Source organism: Niveibacterium sp. (genome assembly GCF_041909475.1).
In the GTDB taxonomy this organism is placed as follows: domain Bacteria; phylum Pseudomonadota; class Gammaproteobacteria; order Burkholderiales; family Rhodocyclaceae; genus Niveibacterium.
Genome location: NZ_JAYRDJ010000039.1, coordinates 1 through 18,436, shown reverse-complemented (window position 1 = coordinate 18,436; position 18,436 = coordinate 1). Strand labels below are relative to the sequence as shown.

Here is an 18,436-nt window from a genome sequence, read left to right as displayed (position 1 = left end):
CTACCCCCGACGATCATGAGCAAACCCGATCCCGCCCGCTGGGGCTTCACCACCCGCACCGTTCACGGCGACCGCCTTGGCAGCGTCGAACATGGCGGCATCCACAAGCCCATGCACACCTCGGTGCAATACGGCTACGCCAATGCGGCCGAACTGATTGGTGTGTTCAAGGGCGAGATCGCCGGTTTCAACTACGCGCGCCAGGGCACGCCCACGGTGGCCGCGCTGGAAGCCTGCGTCAATCGCATGGAAGACGGGCGTGGCACGATCTGCTTTGCCACCGGCATGGCGGCCATCGTCGCGGTGTTCACCACGCTGCTGAAAGCGGGTGATCACCTGATCGCCAGCAAGTTCGTGTTCGGCAACACCAACAGCGTGCTCGGCACCCTGCAGGGCCTCGGCATCCGCGTGAGCATGGTTGATGCGACCGACGCGGCCGAAGTGCAAGCCGCGGTGACGCCGCAGACCCGCATGGTGTTCGTTGAAACGATCGCCAACCCGCGCACCCAGATCGCGGATCTCGCCGGCATCGGCGCGGTGTGCAAGGCGCACGGCCTGGTCTACGTTGTCGACAACACCGTCACCTCGCCGTGGCTGTTCAAGCCGAAGTCGGTGGGCGCCTCACTGATCATCAACTCGCTGACCAAGTCGATCGGCGGCCATGGCAATGCGCTGGGCGGCGCCGTCACCGATACCGGCCTATTCGACTGGTCCGACTATCCGAACATCTTCGAGGGCTACCGCAAAGGCAACCCGGCTGGCTGGGGGCTTGGGCAGATCAAGAAGAAAGGGCTGCGCGACCAGGGTGCAGCCTTGTCGTCCGAAGCCTCGCACCACCTCTCGGTCGGCGCTGAAACGCTCGGCCTGCGCATGGACGCCACCAGCGCCAATGCACAAGCACTTGCGGAGCTGCTCGAAGCCCACCCCGCCGTGCGCCGTGTGTACTACCCGGGCCTCGCCTCGCATGCGCAACACTCACGCGCGAAGGAACTGTTCTGCGGCAACAGCTGGTTGCTCGCTTTCGAGCTGAAGGACGACGCCGACTGCCTGCCCTTCATCGACCGCCTGACGCTACCGATCATTGCCACCGGCCTAGGCGACACCCGCACGCTGATCATCCCGGTCGCCCACACGATCTTCTGGGAAATGGGCGCCGCGAAGCGCGCGGAGATGGGCATCGCCGAATCGCTGATCCGCGTGTCGGTCGGCATCGAAGATCGTCAGGACATCCTCGACGACTTCAGGCAGGCGCTCGGCGGCTGAAACGGCCACACCGCAATGAGCTGCGGTGTCTTTGGTAGCGGCAGGCGGAATCAAGGCCGCGAACGCGGCACGCGGCGGGGCGCCCTCACCGGCGCTTCGACAAGCAAGGTGCCCAGCCAGCGGCGCGCGCCACGCGCCTGCCGGCGAACCGGCGCTGGATCGCGGTATGCATGTGCAAGCAAGGATGCGCCCTGCATCACCGCCAGCAGGTACTCCGCGTGCTCCCTTGAGACTTTGGGCGGGAAGGTCTTGGCGAACTGCCGAACCAGCCATTGCTGCACGGCTGCGAGCATATCCGTGGCAAGGCCCTGAAGGCTCGCATCGCCCTTACCGAGCTCACTGCACAAGGATCCTAACGGGCAACCCGCCTGTGCCAACGCATCCGCCTCGGCTTCGGTCATCCGCAGGAACGCTTCGACGCCATCGCGTGTGCCCGCATCATTTGGCAAATAGGCGTTGAGGCGGTCTATCAACGCGCGCTGCCGCGCCTCCGTAACGCTCGCAAGCAGCGCATCCTTGGTGCGAAAGTAGTACGAGAGATTACCCTTGAGAAGGCCAGCGGCATCCGCCACGTCGCCGAGGGATGTCTGCGAATATCCCCGCTCGGCGAACAGTTGCTGCGCGGCATCGATGATCCGCTGTCGATTGTCTTCCGCCTTCATCGCACCCTCACTGCGCCCTCAGTTTGCCTCAAGCCATCGCTCGATAAGCGGCAAGGGCAGGTGATCATCAATATCCCGGCCATAGTGCGCCAACGCAACCTTGCCATCCGCGTCGATCAGGAAGTCCGCCGGTGTGCGGTGGAACGGACCATCGATGCGGCCCGGAAGGAATCCACGCCGCATCGCCGCCAGCGCGCGCCCAAGTATGCGCCACGACATAAAGCCCCACCAGGCAGCCTCCACGCCATAGCGTCGGTACAAGTTCATTGATGGATCCGCAAGGATCGGAAATGGTGCCTCCTGCCGCCCGACATACTCAGCAATGCTGGCTTCAGGTGACTGGAATACGGCCACCAGATCAAGTCCGCGCTCCGCAAGCCTCTGGTGTGCAAGGATGAGTTCGTGCATCCGAAGATTGCAGATCGGACACGACGCGTAACGGTAGAACGACAACATCACACGGCGACCACGCAACGCAGCCAGATCGAATGGGCGGCCATGCGCATCCTCTGCGGCGATGGCGGGTGCAAGTTCACCGGGTTTGATGCGCATGACGGACTCTTGTTTGTTGGACGGTAGACCAACTCTATCAGGACGACCGTCCAAACCGCAAGCTCGCGACTGCGCGTGGCGTCATTCGCCCTGCATGCGGAGCTGAGCCCATTGCTGCAACACCGCCCACTCGCTGCGCAGGCGACCACTCAACGCCTCGCTCGCGGGAACGAAGGGCAGCCGGACATCGGCCGCACACCACCCGAGCTGCGCCAGCAGCGCCTTCAATGGCGCAGGGTTGGGTTCGGCGAACAGCGCGCGGATCAGTGGCTGCAAGGCGACGGCGATACGCCGCGCTTGGGTCAGTTGGCCGTCACGCAGCAACGCATACATGCGTACATGCAGCGCCGCTTCGATGTGCGCGGATGCGGCGATCGTGCCGTGGGCGCCGGCACACAGCGCGGCGAAGTTCTGCGAATCGTCGCCGGAGAGAATCCGTAGCGGCGTTTCGTGCACCAGACGCAACAGCCGCTCGACACTGCCGCCGCATTCCTTGATGCCAACGACGCGCGCATCGCGCGCGAGTGCCTGCAAGGTCTCCAGCTCCACGTTCACCGCGGTGCGATACGGGATGTTGTAGATCAGCAGCGGCAGATCGGCCGCTTCGACAATCGCCTCGAAATGTCGCTGCACGCCTTCCTGCGTGGGGCGTACGTAAGTCGGCGGCGTGACCAGCAGCCCATCGGGTCGCAGCGCCGCCAGATGCCGCGCCTGCGCCACCGCAGCCTGCGTGGCCGCCTGCGACACACCGAGCACGACCGGCACTTCGGGCACGGCCGTACGCAGCGTGGCGAACACGGCGGCCTGCTCATCAAGGCTGAGCAGCGCACCCTCGCCGGTCGTCGCACCGGCGATGAAGCCAGCAACGCCCTGCGTGGCGAGATGCTGCGCCAGGCGCGCGAGCGCCGCATGGTCGACGACCTCGCCGTTGAACGGCGTGATGATGGGAACCCAGATACCTTCGAAACGTGATTGCATGAACTTGCCTCATTCAGAACGGATTGAAAGACCGTTCCGCCGGCAGAGTTCCGGAGCGGGGCAGACGACACACATGCAACACGAAAGCGACCCCGTCCGGCATTCCGCCCGACGGGACGCGACATCCCCGTCAGCGGAGAAGTCGTTTTTTGGATTTCAGCCCGGCCATGCAAGCACACGCGGCCGCGAGGGCGGCAACGTTATCGTGGCTGTGCAGGCTGGTGGTACGCATGACGTGAACCGGATGGACTGAGACGGCATTGTGACGGATCGCCGCAACCGGGGCATCGCCTGTTGTGCCGACCCGACACAAAACACGGTTCAGCGTGTGCGCACCGGCACCACGACCGATTTACCCTGGCGCATGACGGTGAGCTGTACCTGTGCCGCGCCGCGGCGGTCGTCGAGCATGGCGAGCAGCTTGTCGACCGATTCGATCGGCTTGCCGTCCACCGCGGTGATCACATCACCGATCACCACCGCACCGTTGGCGGTGAAGCCCACGCCGCGCAGGCCGGCCACCTCGGCGGCGGAGCCGCGTTCGACCTTCACGACGAACACGCCGCGCATGTCGAACATGCGGGCGAGCCGCGCGTTGATGCGCTCGTCCAGTTCAAGGCCAAGGTTGGGGCGCTCATAGCGGCCATTGCGGATCAGCTCAGGCACCACGCGGTTGACGGTGTCGGCGGGCACCGCGAAACCGATGCCGGCGCTCGCCCCGCTGGGGCTGTAGATCATCGTGTTGATGCCGATCAGCCGGCCGGCCGAATCGAGCAGCGGGCCACCGGAGTTGCCGGGGTTGATCGCGGCATCGGTCTGGATCAGATGGTGGATCGCGCGCCCATCGTCTTCACCCAAGGAACGATCCAGCGCCGAAACGATTCCGCTGGTGAGCGTCCAGTCCAGGCCGAATGGGTTGCCGATCGCGAACACCTTCTGCCCGACGCGCAAGTCGCCACTGCTGCCGAGCGGAATCGGCGCGAGCCGCTTGTCACCGAGCTTGATGCGCAGCACCGCGATGTCGTGCTCGGGGCTGGCGCCGACCAGCGTGGAGCGGTAGTCCGTGCCGTCGGCGAGCCGCACCGTCGCTTCGCTCGCGCCCTCGATGACGTGGTAGTTGGTAACGACGTAACCGGATTCGTCCCACAGGAAGCCGGAGCCACTGCCCTTCGGCACGGTCATCACATTGCGGGTCCACAGGTCGCGTACCCGTTCGCGCGTGGTGATGAACACCACCGCGTCGCGGCTGCGCTCGAACAGGGCGATGGTGGCCTTTTCGTCCGGCTGCAGTTCGCCGCGGGGGGTGACGGCTCGTGGCGTGGCCGCGTTGCCGGCCACGCGCGCCAGCAGATCGGGGGCGACCATCGTCGCTGCCGAAGCGAGCACGGCGCCTGCAAGCAGCCAGCCCCAACGCTGCAATCCCTGGTTTCGCTGCCCTGCCATGTGCGTTCTCCCGTGCGGGCTGCGCCCCTGCGCGCGCCTGATCGCGTGTGATGTGGCGGCGCACCGTGCGAACTTCAAGTGCTTGAATCGTGGCGGCCCGACCCCCATTTTTGGTCCATGGGCCGCCATGCCGGCGCGCCGTGAGGACGACAAGGAGACATCCATGATCTACCGGAGTTTCATCCCCCGCGAAGTGCTTGCCCAGCTGGACCGGCTGCAGCGCGAACTCCAGCCCACCGAGCGTTCGTCGAGCATCCGCGGTGCCGCGCAGGGCAGCTTTCCGCCGATCAACATCGGCAGCACCGCCACCGCCGTTGAGCTGTACGCATTCGCGCCGGGCATCGACCCCGCCACGCTGGATGTGCAGATCGAACGCGGCGTGCTGACGCTGTCGGGCGAACGCAAGCCCGACCTGCCGTCAGCGGATCAGAAGGCCACGGTGCACATCGGCGAGCGCTTCAGCGGCCGCTTCCGCCGCGTGGTCACGCTGCCGGACGACATCGACGCCGGCGCCGTGAGCGCCCGTTACCGCGACGGGCTGCTGCATGTCAGCGTACCGCGCCGCGTTGCCGAACAACCGCGCAAGATCGAAATCCTGTGAGGAGCCCCGCCATGACCCAGGCCACCCCCAACACCGCCGCCGCGCGTGAAGACGATGTGCTGATCCCGGCTGTCGACGTGATCGAAGACCCGCAGGGCATCCTGCTGATCGCCGACCTCCCCGGCGTGCCGAAGGAGCACCTCAACATCCAGGTCGATGGCGACTTGCTGACGCTGGAAGGCGCGATCGCGCTGCCGGCACCGCAGGGCATCACGTCGATCCATGCGGAAGTCGAGGCGCCGCGCTTCCGCCGCGCCTTCACGCTGTCGCGCGAACTTGATGCCGAGCGGGTTGAGGCGGAGCTGCGCCACGGCGTGCTGCGGCTGCGGATTCCGAAGAAGGCGCATGCGCAACCGCGCCGCGTCGAGGTCAGTATCGACTGATCCCGCCCCGGCCCGCCCCGCTTCACGGCGCGGGCCGCTTTTGCTAGCGTTATCGGCCTGACTTCTGCAAGCAGGGAGGTCTTGTGTCGATCCTCGATAGCATCCTCGGGCAGGCGCAACCGCTGCGCATGCCGCTCTTCGCGGTGAGCCTCACCGCACTGCCCCACGCCAACACCCCTGTCCTGCTCGGCCTGCACTGGCACGCATTCCGGCGCGACGCCGGGCAGCGCGACGCGCCCCTGCGTGCGGTGCCGTTGTCACTACTGCAACTTAACCCGCGCTGGCGCGCACTCGCCGAGCTTGAACACGAAGTGCTCGATGCCGCCTGGCAATTGGGCGCCTGGTCGCTCGACCGCGACGAGCACCGCGCCTGCAACACCGTGGGCGCGCCCGGCGCCGAGGCGCTGGCCTGCCGACGCGCGTTTGCCGACCCGGTGCTGTGGGCCGAACGCGACGATGATCTGCCGGTGGAATCGGCGCCCGATCGTGAGGCGCTGATGCATCGGGCCGGTGACGTGGGCTACGTGCAGTGGCAGTTCCGACCGGTATCGGGCGGCATCTGGCCGAGTGCGGACGGCGACGACACGCTGCGCGCCGATGGCCGCCGCGAGCCGCCCTGCCCGGTAACGCCGTTGCCCCCGCACGGCGACGGCAACCGCCACACCCGCTATCGACTGGGCCACACGGCACGCCTGATCTTGCGCTGAAAGCCTTGGCGCGCAAGGGCTGCACGTGAATTCGCGCAGCCCTCTTGAAAGCGGAAATTTCGCTCCTACATCGGCTGTTGCCGGCACACCCGGCCGGGTTGGTCGCCGCGTTCGAACGCGGCGGGCGCACCCGTATCCCTTCCTGGTGATCTGAATCGTAGAAGGAGAAAGGACATGAAACTCCGTCCCCTTAATGACCGGATTATCGTCAAGCGGATCGAAGCTTCGCGCACGACGGCATCCGGCATCGTCATCCCCGATACCGCCTCCGAGAAACCGGTGCAGGGCGAAGTCATCGCCGTCGGCCCCGGCAAGACACTGGACAACGGCAACCTGCGCGTGCCGGCGGTGAAAGCCGGCGACCGTGTGCTGTTCAGCACCTACGCCGGCCAGACCGTGAAGCTCGACGGCCAGGAGTACCTGGTCGTCCGCGAGGACGAGGTGCTCGCCATCATCGAAGCCGCGGCCGACCTGAAGAAGGCCGCCTGAGCCATCCCCCGTTCAAGACAATCAGGAGTCAGACATGGCAGCCAAGGACGTCAAGTTCCATGAGAACGCCCGTGCCCGCATTCTGAAGGGCGTGAACACGCTGGCCGACGCGGTGAAGGTCACCCTCGGCCCGAAAGGTCGCAACGTCGTGCTCGCACGCAGCTTCGGCGCACCGGTGATCACCAAGGACGGTGTGTCGGTCGCCAAGGAGATCGAACTGAAAGACCGGTTCGAGAACATGGGCGCGCAGATGGTGAAGGAAGTGGCCTCGAAGACCGGTGACATCGCCGGCGACGGCACCACCACCGCCACCGTGCTGGCGCAGGCGATCGTCAAGGAGGGCATGAAGTACGTGACCTCCGGCATGAACCCGATGGATCTCAAGCGCGGCATCGACAAGGCGGTGAGCGCCGTGGTCGCCGAGCTGCAGACGCTCTCCAAGCCGATCACCACCAGCAAGGAGACCGCCCAGGTCGGCACCATCTCGGCCAACGCCGATGAGTCGATCGGCAAGATCATCGCCGACGCGATGGACAAGGTCGGCAAGGAAGGCGTGATCACCGTCGAGGACGGCAAGAGCCTGGAGAACGAGCTCGACGTGGTCGAGGGCATGCAGTTCGACCGCGGCTACATCTCGCCCTACTTCATCAACAACCCGGACAAGCAGACCGCGGTGCTCGAAGATCCGCTGATCCTGCTGCACGACAAGAAGATCTCCAATATCCGCGACCTGCTGCCGGTGCTCGAAGCCGTCGCCAAGGCCGGCAAGCCACTGCTGATCATCGCCGAGGATCTGGAAGGTGAGGCACTCGCGACCCTGGTGGTCAACAGCATGCGCGGCGTGCTGAAGGTGGCCGCGGTGAAGGCGCCGGGCTTCGGCGACCGTCGCAAGGCGATGCTCGAAGACATCGCGATCCTCACCGGCGCGACCGTGATCTCGGAAGAGACCGGCCTGCAGCTGGAGAAGGCGACGCTGGCCGAGCTGGGCCGCGCCAAGCGTGTCGAGGTGCAGAAGGAAGCCACGCTGATCATCGACGGCGCCGGCGACCAGGCGAAGATCGAAGCGCGGGTGAAGACGATCCGCGCCCAGATCGAGACCACCACCAGCGACTACGACCGCGAGAAGCTGCAGGAGCGTGTCGCCAAGCTCGCCGGCGGTGTCGCGGTGATCAAGGTGGGTGCTGCGACCGAAGTCGAGATGAAGGAAAAGAAGGACCGCGTCGACGACGCGCTGCACGCGACCCGTGCGGCGGTCGAGGAAGGCATCGTGCCGGGTGGCGGCGTGGCGCTGCTGCGTGCGCGCAGCCGCATCGAGTCGCTCAAGGGCGACAACGCCGACCAGGAAGCCGGCATCCGCATCGTGATGCGGGCGCTGGAAGAGCCGCTGCGCGCCATCGCCGCGAATGCCGGCGACGAGCCCTCGGTGGTGGTCGCGAAGGTGCTCGAAGGCAAGGGCAACTACGGCTACAACGCGGCAACCGGCGCCTACGGCGACCTGGTGGAGATCGGCGTGATCGACCCGACCAAGGTCACCCGCACCGCGCTGCAGAACGCCGCCTCGGTGGCCGGCCTGATCCTCACCACCGACGCGACCGTGGCCGAAGCGCCGGCCGATGAGAAGCCGGCCCGCTCGCCGGCCGACATGGCGGACGCCGACTACTGATCCATGATGCGGCCGCCGCCCGGCGGCCCGTCATTCGCCCATTGGCCACCGTTCGCGGTGGCCTTTTTTACGCCCCTGCCGGGATCAGACCTCAGGTAGACACGCGATCACGGCGCTCGCAAGCCCGAACTCAGCGATAGCGTTCAAGCAGCCGGCTCATCGCTTGCTCGGCCACCAGATCGGCGGCTGCGCGCTGGATCTTTGCGGCACTGATGCGTGAGCGCGGCGAGATGCCGCAGGCCGGCTCGAACACCGGTTGCATCAGCGGCGGGTGGATCGCGACCGTGCTGCCGCTCTGCTTCAGGAAGTAGCGGAAGCTCAACTCGTTCACCAGCGCGTAGTCGTTGTAACCGCGAAGGAATTTTTCGATGTTGGCGCGCATCGAGGGCGCATCGTCGCGTTCCAGCCGCGCCTGCACCTCGGGCGACGGATCGACGTAGACATAGCCCTGCACCATGCCGACCCGCTTGCCGGCAAGCTCTTCCATCCGCCGCACCGGCGGCTGGTTGCTGCGCACCACCAGCCAGCCGCGGTCCTGGAACAGCGGCACGGTCCAGATCAGCGCCGCGCTGCGCCATTCCGGCGTCTGGTTGCAGGCGACATCCACCTCACCGGCGGTCAGCGCCGCGTCAAGCCGCTTGCTCGGCAGCACGCGGTACTCCGGCCTGCGCCCGAGGCGCGCCGCGAGCGCGTCGCCGATGTCCTTGAGCAAGCCGCTCCTGAGCGTTTCGCCGTGAATCTCGGCAATCGGCAGGTGGTTCTCGGCGGTCACGGCGAAGACAATCGGCTCCGTCGCGCACGCCGGCGCAGCAAGGGCACAGCACGACAGCAAGGCGGCAAGAGGCCAGTGCAGGCTCAACGGAGACTCCCGGAATGAGGGATGCGGCACCGCCAAAGTGCCGCGCTGCGCATGCTAACGCAGCCAGCAATCAGCGCCACGGCAGCTTTGTGCTGCGATGCGGGGCGCTATTCCGGCGCGGCCACCACGCAGTTGCGGCGCTGCTTGGCAGCGCGCGCCAGTGCGCTGACGCGGTCGAACAGCTGCAGCGCGGTGGTTTCCGACCCCCGCTGCACCACGCCGATGCTGGTCGTGACGCGCACCAAGCGACCGTCGCTGGCGACGATCTCAAGCTGTTCGGTGTGCTGGCGGATGCGCTCGGCCACGTCCACCGCCTCCTGCAACTCGGTGTCGGGCAGCACCAGGCAGAACTCCTCGCCACCATAGCGCGCCGACCAATCGATCGTGCGCACGCTGCGTTCGAGGACACCGGCGAAGGCGCGCAGCACGCTGTCGCCGGTCGGCCAGCCGTAGGTCATGTTGATGTCGTGGAAGTGATCCAGATCGAGGAACACCAGCGACAGCGCGCGATGGTTACGGCGTGCCGCCTCCAGTTCGCGCTCGACATGCTCGTCGAGGTAACGGCGGTTGTGCAGCCCCGTCAGCGCGTCGTGGTAGGCGTCGCGCGTGGCTTCGCTCATCAGCCGGCGGCCCATCAGCGTGATGAGGCTGGTCACGCGCTCGGTGACCACGCGGGTAACGTTCTCGAAATGGTCGATGCGCAAGTCCTTGCCCTCACGTGCAAGGCTCTCGGCCAATTCGTCGGCCACCACCAGCTGGCCTCGGCCGTCGCCCTTGGCGCGATACAGCGCTTGGTCCGCGGCTTCGAGCAGTTCCTCCAACCCCAGCGATGCGTGCGCAAGCGCGAGCCCGCCGCTGATCGACAGCGGCGTCACGTCGCGCTGCGCCTGACCGGCCGGCCCCGCCGCACGCCAGAACTCGCGGTGCCGCAGGCGGGAGGATTGCGCATCCTGCGAGCCGCCGGTCAGGATCGGGAAGCGGATCGTGCAGAAGTGTTCGATGAAGCGCCGCGCGTCGCGGGTGACGGCCTTTTCGTCCTGTCGCTTGAGCATCACGACGAATTCGCCGCCGCCGAAACGCGCGATCAGGTCGTCCGGCGCAAACCACTCGCGCAGGCAGTCGGCGAGGAAGACGAGGATCTCGTCGCCGGCCTCGTGGCCGTAGCTGTCGTTGACCTGCTTGAGGTGGTCGACGTCCAGCAGCAGCACGCCGATCGCGCCCTCGCCATCGACCTGGTGGCGCGCAAGTTTCTCGGCGCGTTCCTGCCAGGTACGGCGGTTCAGCAGCGCCGTGAGGCGGTCGTAGTACACCTGCGCAAGCTGTTCGGATTCGCGCCGTTCCAGCCGCAGCAAGCGTTTCACCCGCCACGCCAGTTCAACCGGCGCCGCACTGGCCGCCATCACGTCATGCAGGCTGCCGGAATCACCCCGTTCGTCGAGAAACCGCTGCACCAGCGCGGCGTGCTCGGCATCGCGCATCACGATCAGCGCCGGCCGGCTGCCGGCGTGCAGCGTGCGCCTGAGGCCGTCCACGCCGTCCATCAGATCGGCGCGGATCACATAGACGACTTCCGGGTGCTGCGTCTGCAGCCCCGGCGCGATGCACTTGACCTCGTGCCCGGCCAGTCGCAGCAGATCCGCCCTGATTTCATCCGGATGTTCGACGCCGTCGGGCGTCACCCAATACACCTTGGCCTGCACTGCCGTTTTCTCCTTCCGAGCCCGCCGGTCGCCCGACACGGCTTTCGAAGTCAGGGTAACGGCATCAGGAGCGCGCGACTTGATGCAAACCATGCAAGGCGACAATAGTTATTCATTTGTCATAGCCCCGGAAAGCATCTCGCGCAGCCAGGTCTGCGCCGGATCGGCGTGGGCGCGGGCGTGCCAGCCCATCAGCACCGAGAAGCCGGCGACTTCGCAGGGCGGGGCGAGCACCGCGAGGCGGTCGCGCCAGGCGTGGGCGAGCCGGGCAGGCACGGTGGCAATGAGGTCGGCGCCGGCCAGCACGCCGGGCACCAGCAGGAAGCTGTTGAGCGAGATCGCGACGCGGCGGCTGCGCCCGAGGGTGGCGAGCGTGTCGTCCACGGTGCCGTGGAAGCCGCCGCCTGACGGGGAGACCAGCACATGGTCAAGCGCGCAAAAACAGTCGAGGTCTAGGGGTTCGGCGGCGGCGGGGTGGTCGCGCCGCATCACGCAGAGAAAGTCTTCGTCGTAGAGCGGCCGCGCGCGCAGCGTGGCGGGCATGGAGGGGCGCGCGGCGAGCATCAGATCGATCTCGCCGGCTGCCATCAACTCCACGGTGTTGCGCGCATCGAAGCCGATCAGCGCGAGGCGACAACCTGGCGCGATTTGTGGCAGTCGTGCCGCCAGCCGCGCGGTGGCAACGCTGTGGATCGCATCGCTCGCGACGATGCGGAAGGTGTGCTGCGCGCTGGCAGGTTCAAAACCGCGGCCAGCCGCGACCAGGCCTTGCAGCTCGCCGAGCAGGTTGCGCAAGGGTTCGCGCAGCGCTTCGGCGCGCGCGGTGGGGGTCATGCCGCGCGCGGCGGGGATCAGCAGCGGATCGCCGAAGGCGTCGCGCAGCTGCCGCAGTTGGGCCGACAGCGCCGGCTGCGAAAGGCCGAGGCGGTTCGCGGCGCGGGTGACGTTGCACTCGGCGAGCAGCACGTCGAGCGACAGCAGCAGGTTCAGGTCGAGCCGGGGCGGGATCATTGGTCTCCGATACAGTATCCATCAAATGGATTGCTCGTATCACGATAATCCATTTCTCCGATGGCTGGCGCATCCCTACAGTGACTGCATCGACCACACGCACTCGGAGTTCCCATGATGTCCCTCGCACAGCACCGCATTCTGATCATTGGCGGCAGCAACGGCATGGGCCTGGCCGCCGCGCAACGCCTCGCCCGCAAAGGCGCCGAAGTCTTCATCGCCGGCCGCTCGCAGGCCAAGCTCGACGCCGCACTGGGCCAGATCGAAGGCCGCGCGACCGGCGTGGTGGCGGACTTCACCGATGCCGCGTCGCTCGCCGCCGCGGCTGAACGCATCGGCCGCCTCGACCACCTGGTGCTGGCGGCATCCAGCAACGCCGCCTGGGGCCCCTTTGTGCACACCAGTGCCGACGCGCTACGCCAGGCGATGGAGGGAAAGCTGATCGGCTACTGGCAGAGCCTGCAGGCGATGCTGCCTATCCTGCGCCGCGATGGTTCGGTGGTGATGCTGAGCGGCGCCGCGTCGCGCACCGCGATGGCGGGCACGGCAGGCCTTGCCGCGGTGAACGGTGGTATCACGCAGATGGCGCAAACGCTGGCGAAGGAACTCGCGCCGCTGCGCGTAAACGTGGTGTCGCCCGGCCTGGTGGACACCCCCGCCTACGACGGCCTGCCGGTCGAAGTGAAGCAGGGCATGTTCGCCGGCGCGGCGAAGAGCCTGCCGGTCGGCCGCACCGGCACCAGTAGCGACATCGCCGCTGCGATCGAATACCTGCTCGACAACGGCTTCACCACCGGCGCGCTGCTCGATGTCGACGGCGGCGCACGCATAAGCCTGTGAGGAAACACGCCATGAACATCCTGATCGTATTCGCCCACCCGGAGCCGAAAAGCTTCAACGGCGCCCTGTTCGACACCGCGGTGGAAACCCTGCGCGCCGCCGGCCATACCGTGGCCACCAGTGATCTCTACCGCCTGGGCTTCAACCCGGTATCGGACCGCCACAACTTCAGCACCGTGAACGACCCGGCCTTCCTGAAACTGCAACTGGAGGAACTGCATGCGACCGAGACCCATGGCTTCGCGCCCGAGCTCGAAACCGAAATCGCCAAGCTGGAAGCGGCGGATCTGATGATCTGGCAGTTCCCGCTGTGGTGGTTCGGCCTGCCGGCGATCCTGAAGGGCTGGGTGGACCGCGTGTTCGCGATGGGGCGCGCCTACCGCTACGGGCACATCTACGACAGCGGGATCTTCAAGGGCAAACGCGCACTGCTGTCGCTGACCACCGGCGGCCCGCAGGAGGCCTACAGCGCCGAGGGCTTCAACGGCGATATCGACGCGATCCTGCGGCCGGTGCAACGCGGCATCCTCGAATTCACCGGTTTCTCGGTGCTCGCACCGCAGGTGCATTACCAGCCGGTGCGCGTCGAGCCGGCGCAGCGTGAGGCCTGGCTCGCAGACTGGGCGGCGCGTCTGCGCAGTATCGAAGACGAAGCGCCGATTCTCGTCGGCCGCTACTGACCGGTAACGCGGCGGCACCACCGCCGCGTGCCCGCCGCGTCAGAGCCCTTGCGAGCGGCGGTACTGCAGCGGCGAAACGCCGCACCAGCGCTTGAACTGGCGCGAGAAGTGCGCCGCATCGGCGTAACCCAGCGCCTCGCCCACCGCGGCAATTGCATAGCTCGAATCGCGCAGCAACTCGCAGGCCCGCTGCAGCTTGATGCGCGAGCGGTACTGCCGCGGCGCCACGCCGTAGACGCGCGAGAACAGCGCCTGGCCATGCGCAGCGCTGTAGCCGGTGCGGCGGATCAGGGTTTCGATCGGCTCTTCGCTATGCGGCGCGGCAACCTGCGCTTCGATCCAGCGCGCGAGGCGCCCCACCGCCTGCAGATGGGCGGGCGGTGGCGCGCTGCTGCCGGCGCCATGCGCCTGCAGCCCGCTGGCGAGCGCGGCGAGCAGTTCGCACAGCAGGGCCATGGTACTCAGGCGTGCGCCGGGGCCATCCAGCAGGCCATCGCGGGTGCACGCAATCAGCCGTTCGATCACCGGCGCCACCGCATTGCAGACCGGGCTGCCGGCCCGCAGCACCGTGGTGCCGGCAAGGCATAGCAACTGCCGCAAGCCGGGGTCGTCCACATCGAAATGCAGGCACCAGTAGGCCATCTCGCCCGGCCCCTCGTTGCGGCTCTCGTGCGCCTCGCCCGGCGTGATCAGCAGCAGATCGCCCGGCCCCTGGCTCATCGCCGCGGTCGCCGTCGCGATGCGCTGGCGGCCGCTGACCACATAGTTCAGCTCGAACTGGCGATGCTCATGTTCCGGGTAGTGCCAGCGGCTGCGCACACGCCGGAAATGCGCACCGCTGACCGCAAAGCTGCCGTTCATGTCGGGCAGGTAGGCGCTCTCGCACGCTGCGCTGAGCGGGTCGGCCGTGTCGCGATTGCTGTTTTCGAAGCGGATCATGTTCATGAGTACATGATAACGTTTTCAGAAAAATGCTCCAATGGTGGCCAGAATCCGGGAAAAGGGCAAGTGCCGCCCGCCACGGGGCATCGGCGCCGCAGCGGTGCGGGATTAACCTGCCGGCCAAAGGAGCATCAAAGCCATGTCTGATTTCAGTTTCGTCAATGCACACCATTCCCCGCTCGGGGCCTTTGCCAGCTTCACGCTGGGCTTCCCCGGCGCTAACGGCGGCTTCGATCTGGAGCGCGCGCAGCCGCCCTGCGAAGAGGTTTTCGTCGGCCTTGAAAGCGCCGACGAGGAAAACGTTTTCTGCGCGCTGCCTTTCACCCGCGAAGCCCGCAAGGATGAATCGGCACGCTTCTCGTCGGCACATAGCGAAATCCAGGAAATCGGCGACCGCATCCGCCTTGAAACCTTTGCGGCCGAACAGATCCGGCGCGAGTTCGGCATCGCCACCGACACCTGGCACGCCGGCGACTTGCGCTTTTCGCTGATCACGCCGGCCTTGGCGGCGCCCGATCCGGATACCGCCGATGAAGCCAGCCTGAAGGCTGCGCTGGTGCCGGCGATCTACGCCGAGATCGAGGTCGACAACCGCGCCGGGCGGCGCGCACGCCGCGTGGCCTTCGGCTACATCGGCAACGACCCGTACCGCGGCATGCGCCACATCACCGGCGAGGGCTTCGTCGGTGTCGGCCAGGGGCGCGAAGTGGCGCTGATGACCGACGCGCCCGGCGCATGGAGCGGCATCGGCTTTCACCCCGCGCTGATCCTTGGCGAGGCGCACGCGGAAAACCGCGTCTGGGCGCTCGGGCAATGCGGCCTGCTGGTGGCCGAAGCACCGGCTGGGCAGATCACGCGATTCCGCTACGCGATCGCCTTCCACCGCGCCGGCATCGTGACCACCGGCCTCGATACGGAGTACCTCTACAACCGCTGGTTCAAGAATGTGGAATCCGCCGGTGCGTTCGCGCTGGCTCGCTTCGAGGCCGCGCAGGCCGAAGCGGCGGCGCATGATGCGCGCCTCGCGCAGAGCAAGCTGTCACAGGCACAGCGCCTGATGCTGGCGCACGCCACGCGCGCCTACGTGGGCAGCACGCAGCTGCTCGAACACGAAGGCCGCCCGCTGTGGGTGGTGAACGAAGGTGAGTACCGCATGATGAATACCTTCGATCTGACGGTGGATCACCTGTTCCACGAGCTCGCGCTGCACCCGTGGGCGGTGCGCAACGTGCTGGAGCTCTACCTCGCGCGCTACAGCTATGTCGACCAGATCGCATTGCCGGGCCAGCCGGCGGTGCCGGGCGGGCTTTCCTTCACGCACGACATGGGCGTCGCCAACGCCTTCTCGCCGATCGGGCATTCGTCGTACGAGCGCGGCGGGCTCGCCGGCTGCTTCTCGTACATGACACAGGAGCAGCTGTGCAACTGGGTGCTGTGCGCCGGGGTGTATATCGAAGCGCAGGGCGACGAGGCCTGGCTCGCCGCCCAGGCGGGCACGCTGGCAGACTGCCTCGAAAGCCTCGTGCTGCGCGATCACCCGGACGCGGCACAGCGCGACGGCGTGATGAACGCCGACAGCGGCCGCTGCCTTGGCGGTGCCGAGATCACCACCTACGACAGCCTCGATACCTCGCTCGGGCAATCGCGCGCCAACACCTACCTTGCCGGTAAGTGCTGGGCCGCCTACCTGATCCTCGAACGCCTGTTCGCCCGGCTCGGCGATGCGGCACGCAGCGCACAGTCGTCCACCCAGGCGCGCCGCTGCGCCGATACGCTGGTCGCGGCCGTAGCGCCAGATGGCAGCCTGCCCGCCCTGCTGGAGCCGGCCAGTGCCGGCTTCCACTCGCGCATCATCCCGGCGATCGAGGGCCTCGCCTACCCGTGGTTCGCCGGCCGCCGTGACGCCTGCCAGGCTGACGGCCCCTACGGCGACTATGTGCGTGCGCTCGCCCGCCACCTCGACGCCGTGCTGAAGCCTGGCATCTGCCTGTTCCCGGATGGCAGCTGGAAGCTCTCGTCGAGCAGCGACAATTCCTGGCTCTCGAAGATCTACCTGTGCCAGTTCGTCGCGCGCGAGATCCTCGCGCTGCCGGCGAGCGCCACCGCGCAGGCCGACGAGGCCCACGCCGCCTGGCTGAGCGACCCGCGCAACGCGTTCTGGAGCTGGTCGGATCAGATCGAAGCGGGTGTGGCGATAGGCAGCAAGTACTACCCGCGCGGCGTCACCGCCACGCTGTGGCTCGGGGAGCGCGCCGCATGAAGCGCTGGCTCGCGGCGATCCCGCTCTGCCTCGGCGCGCTCAGCGCCGCCGCGCAAACGCAAGCGCCCTCGCTCGCCGAAGCCTGGAAGGGCATCTTCAAGGTCGGCGCGGCGATCTCGCCCGGCCAGGTGATGTACGGCGGCACGCTAATCGAACAGCAGTTCAACATCATCGTGGCCGAGAACGCCATGAAGGCCGGCAGCCTCGCGCGTGCCGGCGAAGGCCAGTACGACTTCACCACCGCCGACGCGATGGTGAACTGGGCCGTGGCGCACAAGGTCGCGGTGCGCGGCCACACGCTGGTGTGGCACAACCAGTCGGTGGACTGGATGTTCGACGACGGCCACGGCGGCACCGCCACGCGGGAAGTTGTCGTCGCGCGGCTGCGCAAGTACATCCACGACGTGGTGGGCCATTTCCGTGGCCGCGTGTTCGCTTGGGACGTGGTGAACGAAGCCTTCGTGCCGGACGAACCGGGCACCGAGCAGGTCAAGGGCTGGCGCAACAGCGCCTTCTACCGCGTGATCGGGCCGGACTTCATTTCGCTCGCCTTCCAGTTCGCGCACGAGGCCGACCCGCAGGCGCTGTTGTTCTACAACGACTACAGCACCGAGCACCCGGCCAAGCACGAGATGATCCTCGCGCTGATACGCGATCTGCAGGCCCGCGGCATCCCGATCCACGGCATCGGCCACCAAGCGCACTACACGATCGCGCACCCGGCCGACTTCAAGGTGCTCGAACAGCACATCGTAGACATCGGCAAGCTCGGCCTGACCAACCACATCACCGAGCTGGACATCAGCCTGCACCGCGAGATCCGCGTCAGCAGCGCCGACGACGCCACGCCCGAACTGCTCGCGCTGCAGGCGCAGCGCTACAGCGATCTGTTCGCGATGTGCGCGCGGCATCGCGACAAGGTGTCGGCGGTGCTCACCTGGGGCATCTCGGACGCCAGCTCGTGGCTGCGCCTGTGGCCTCAGCCCCGCTTCGACGCACCGCTGCTGTTCGACGACGACATGGAGCCCAAACCGGCCTTCGACGCGCTGATCAAGCTCGGCAAATCGCTGCCACGCTGACTGCCATGTCGAGTCCCCGCACCGCCACCAACACTGCGCGAAAGCAACAACGCACGACACCGCACTGGCTCTCGGGCGGTTCGCGTGATAACGTTTTCAAAGCCTGCGCGCAGGGTCGCGGCGAGCAGATAAAAAGGTTGGCGGAAGGTGATCCCGGCAGCAGCCGGGCACGCCGCGGCCCGCGCGCCAGGCCATCCATCACCAAAAGCTAGGAGACACTTCATGAAGATTCAGCTCGCCGTTCTGGCCCTGCTGCTGGGTAGCATGTCGGCGCGCGTTTAAATCTGACCACCTGTGCGCGTTGAATTTTGACCAGGGGTGATA

General features: G+C 66.9%; 18 protein-coding genes. 10 read left to right on the top strand and 8 right to left on the bottom strand.

Annotated features, from left to right (window positions below; genetic code table 11):
- Positions 1-15 precede the first annotated feature (15 nt).
- On the top strand, positions 16-1,263 hold the full coding sequence (locus tag ACE3P0_RS18500; RefSeq protein ID WP_374404248.1) for a cystathionine gamma-synthase family protein: 1,248 nt from the start codon (positions 16-18) through the stop codon (positions 1,261-1,263).
- Between the two features lie 50 nt (positions 1,264-1,313).
- On the opposite strand, the gene ACE3P0_RS18495 is transcribed toward ACE3P0_RS18500, so the two are convergent.
- The 4 genes from ACE3P0_RS18495 to ACE3P0_RS18480 form a co-directional block, all read right to left on the bottom strand.
- Positions 1,314-1,925 carry a TetR/AcrR family transcriptional regulator gene (locus ACE3P0_RS18495; RefSeq protein ID WP_374404247.1) on the bottom strand — a complete coding sequence of 204 codons (612 nt, stop codon included), beginning with the start codon at positions 1,923-1,925 and terminating at the stop codon, positions 1,314-1,316.
- Between the two features lie 18 nt (positions 1,926-1,943).
- On the bottom strand, positions 1,944-2,477 hold the full coding sequence (locus tag ACE3P0_RS18490) for a peroxiredoxin-like family protein (protein WP_374404246.1): 534 nt from the start codon (positions 2,475-2,477) through the stop codon (positions 1,944-1,946).
- 81 nt (positions 2,478-2,558) lie between these two features.
- Entirely contained in the window at positions 2,559-3,455 is an 897-nt protein-coding gene (dapA, locus tag ACE3P0_RS18485) for a 4-hydroxy-tetrahydrodipicolinate synthase (protein ID WP_374404245.1), read from the bottom strand.
- A gap of 321 nt (positions 3,456-3,776) precedes the next feature.
- Positions 3,777-4,898: a S1C family serine protease gene (locus tag ACE3P0_RS18480; protein ID WP_374404243.1), complete on the bottom strand. Its 1,122-nt coding sequence runs from the start codon at positions 4,896-4,898 to the stop codon at positions 3,777-3,779.
- Positions 4,899-5,061: 163 nt separating this feature from the next.
- Between ACE3P0_RS18480 and ACE3P0_RS18475 the strand changes: the two genes are divergently transcribed.
- From ACE3P0_RS18475 to groL, 5 genes are all read left to right on the top strand, one after another.
- A complete protein-coding gene (locus ACE3P0_RS18475) occupies positions 5,062-5,499 on the top strand; it encodes an Hsp20/alpha crystallin family protein (protein WP_374404242.1) in 438 nt (145 codons plus the stop codon).
- An 11-nt stretch (positions 5,500-5,510) separates the two neighbouring features.
- Positions 5,511-5,882 (top strand): Hsp20/alpha crystallin family protein, encoded by a 372-nt coding sequence (locus tag ACE3P0_RS18470; RefSeq protein WP_374404241.1) that lies wholly within the window; start codon positions 5,511-5,513, stop codon positions 5,880-5,882.
- An 83-nt stretch (positions 5,883-5,965) separates the two neighbouring features.
- Positions 5,966-6,589, top strand: a complete 624-nt coding sequence (locus tag ACE3P0_RS18465; RefSeq protein WP_374404240.1) for a hypothetical protein — start codon at positions 5,966-5,968, stop codon at positions 6,587-6,589.
- Between the two features lie 174 nt (positions 6,590-6,763).
- Positions 6,764-7,078 carry a co-chaperone GroES gene (groES, locus tag ACE3P0_RS18460; RefSeq protein ID WP_374404238.1) on the top strand — a complete coding sequence of 105 codons (315 nt, stop codon included), beginning with the start codon at positions 6,764-6,766 and terminating at the stop codon, positions 7,076-7,078.
- A 34-nt stretch (positions 7,079-7,112) separates the two neighbouring features.
- Positions 7,113-8,741: a chaperonin GroEL gene (groL, locus tag ACE3P0_RS18455; RefSeq protein WP_374404237.1), complete on the top strand. Its 1,629-nt coding sequence runs from the start codon at positions 7,113-7,115 to the stop codon at positions 8,739-8,741.
- A gap of 130 nt (positions 8,742-8,871) precedes the next feature.
- Here the strand turns inward: groL and ACE3P0_RS18450 are convergent, their stop codons facing one another.
- The 3 genes from ACE3P0_RS18450 to ACE3P0_RS18440 all read right to left on the bottom strand — a co-directional run bounded on the left by ACE3P0_RS18450 (position 8,872) and on the right by ACE3P0_RS18440 (position 12,311).
- Positions 8,872-9,600, bottom strand: coding sequence for a substrate-binding periplasmic protein (locus ACE3P0_RS18450; RefSeq protein ID WP_374404236.1), 729 nt, complete (start codon positions 9,598-9,600; stop codon positions 8,872-8,874).
- Between the two features lie 107 nt (positions 9,601-9,707).
- Complete coding sequence (locus ACE3P0_RS18445; protein WP_374404234.1) at positions 9,708-11,300, bottom strand: GGDEF domain-containing protein; 1,593 nt, start codon at positions 11,298-11,300, stop codon at positions 9,708-9,710.
- A gap of 108 nt (positions 11,301-11,408) precedes the next feature.
- Positions 11,409-12,311, bottom strand: coding sequence for a LysR family transcriptional regulator (locus ACE3P0_RS18440; RefSeq protein ID WP_374404233.1), 903 nt, complete (start codon positions 12,309-12,311; stop codon positions 11,409-11,411).
- A 114-nt stretch (positions 12,312-12,425) separates the two neighbouring features.
- Here ACE3P0_RS18440 and ACE3P0_RS18435 point away from each other — a divergent pair, with 114 nt between their 5' ends.
- Positions 12,426-13,151: an SDR family oxidoreductase gene (locus tag ACE3P0_RS18435; RefSeq protein WP_374404232.1), complete on the top strand. Its 726-nt coding sequence runs from the start codon at positions 12,426-12,428 to the stop codon at positions 13,149-13,151.
- Positions 13,152-13,162: 11 nt separating this feature from the next.
- Positions 13,163-13,831 carry an NAD(P)H-dependent oxidoreductase gene (locus ACE3P0_RS18430; protein ID WP_374404230.1) on the top strand — a complete coding sequence of 223 codons (669 nt, stop codon included), beginning with the start codon at positions 13,163-13,165 and terminating at the stop codon, positions 13,829-13,831.
- 39 nt (positions 13,832-13,870) lie between these two features.
- Here ACE3P0_RS18430 and ACE3P0_RS18425 read toward each other — a convergent pair whose 3' ends face one another.
- Complete coding sequence (locus ACE3P0_RS18425) at positions 13,871-14,776, bottom strand: AraC family transcriptional regulator (RefSeq protein WP_374404229.1); 906 nt, start codon at positions 14,774-14,776, stop codon at positions 13,871-13,873.
- A gap of 136 nt (positions 14,777-14,912) precedes the next feature.
- Between ACE3P0_RS18425 and ACE3P0_RS18420 the strand changes: the two genes are divergently transcribed.
- Both ACE3P0_RS18420 and ACE3P0_RS18415 read left to right on the top strand, forming a co-directional pair.
- Positions 14,913-17,033, top strand: coding sequence for a glycoside hydrolase family 52 protein (locus ACE3P0_RS18420; protein ID WP_374404227.1), 2,121 nt, complete (start codon positions 14,913-14,915; stop codon positions 17,031-17,033).
- Positions 17,030-18,112 carry an endo-1,4-beta-xylanase gene (locus tag ACE3P0_RS18415; RefSeq protein WP_374404226.1) on the top strand — a complete coding sequence of 361 codons (1,083 nt, stop codon included), beginning with the start codon at positions 17,030-17,032 and terminating at the stop codon, positions 18,110-18,112. The genes ACE3P0_RS18420 and ACE3P0_RS18415 overlap by 4 nt, the downstream gene beginning before the upstream one ends.
- Positions 18,113-18,436 lie beyond the last annotated feature (324 nt).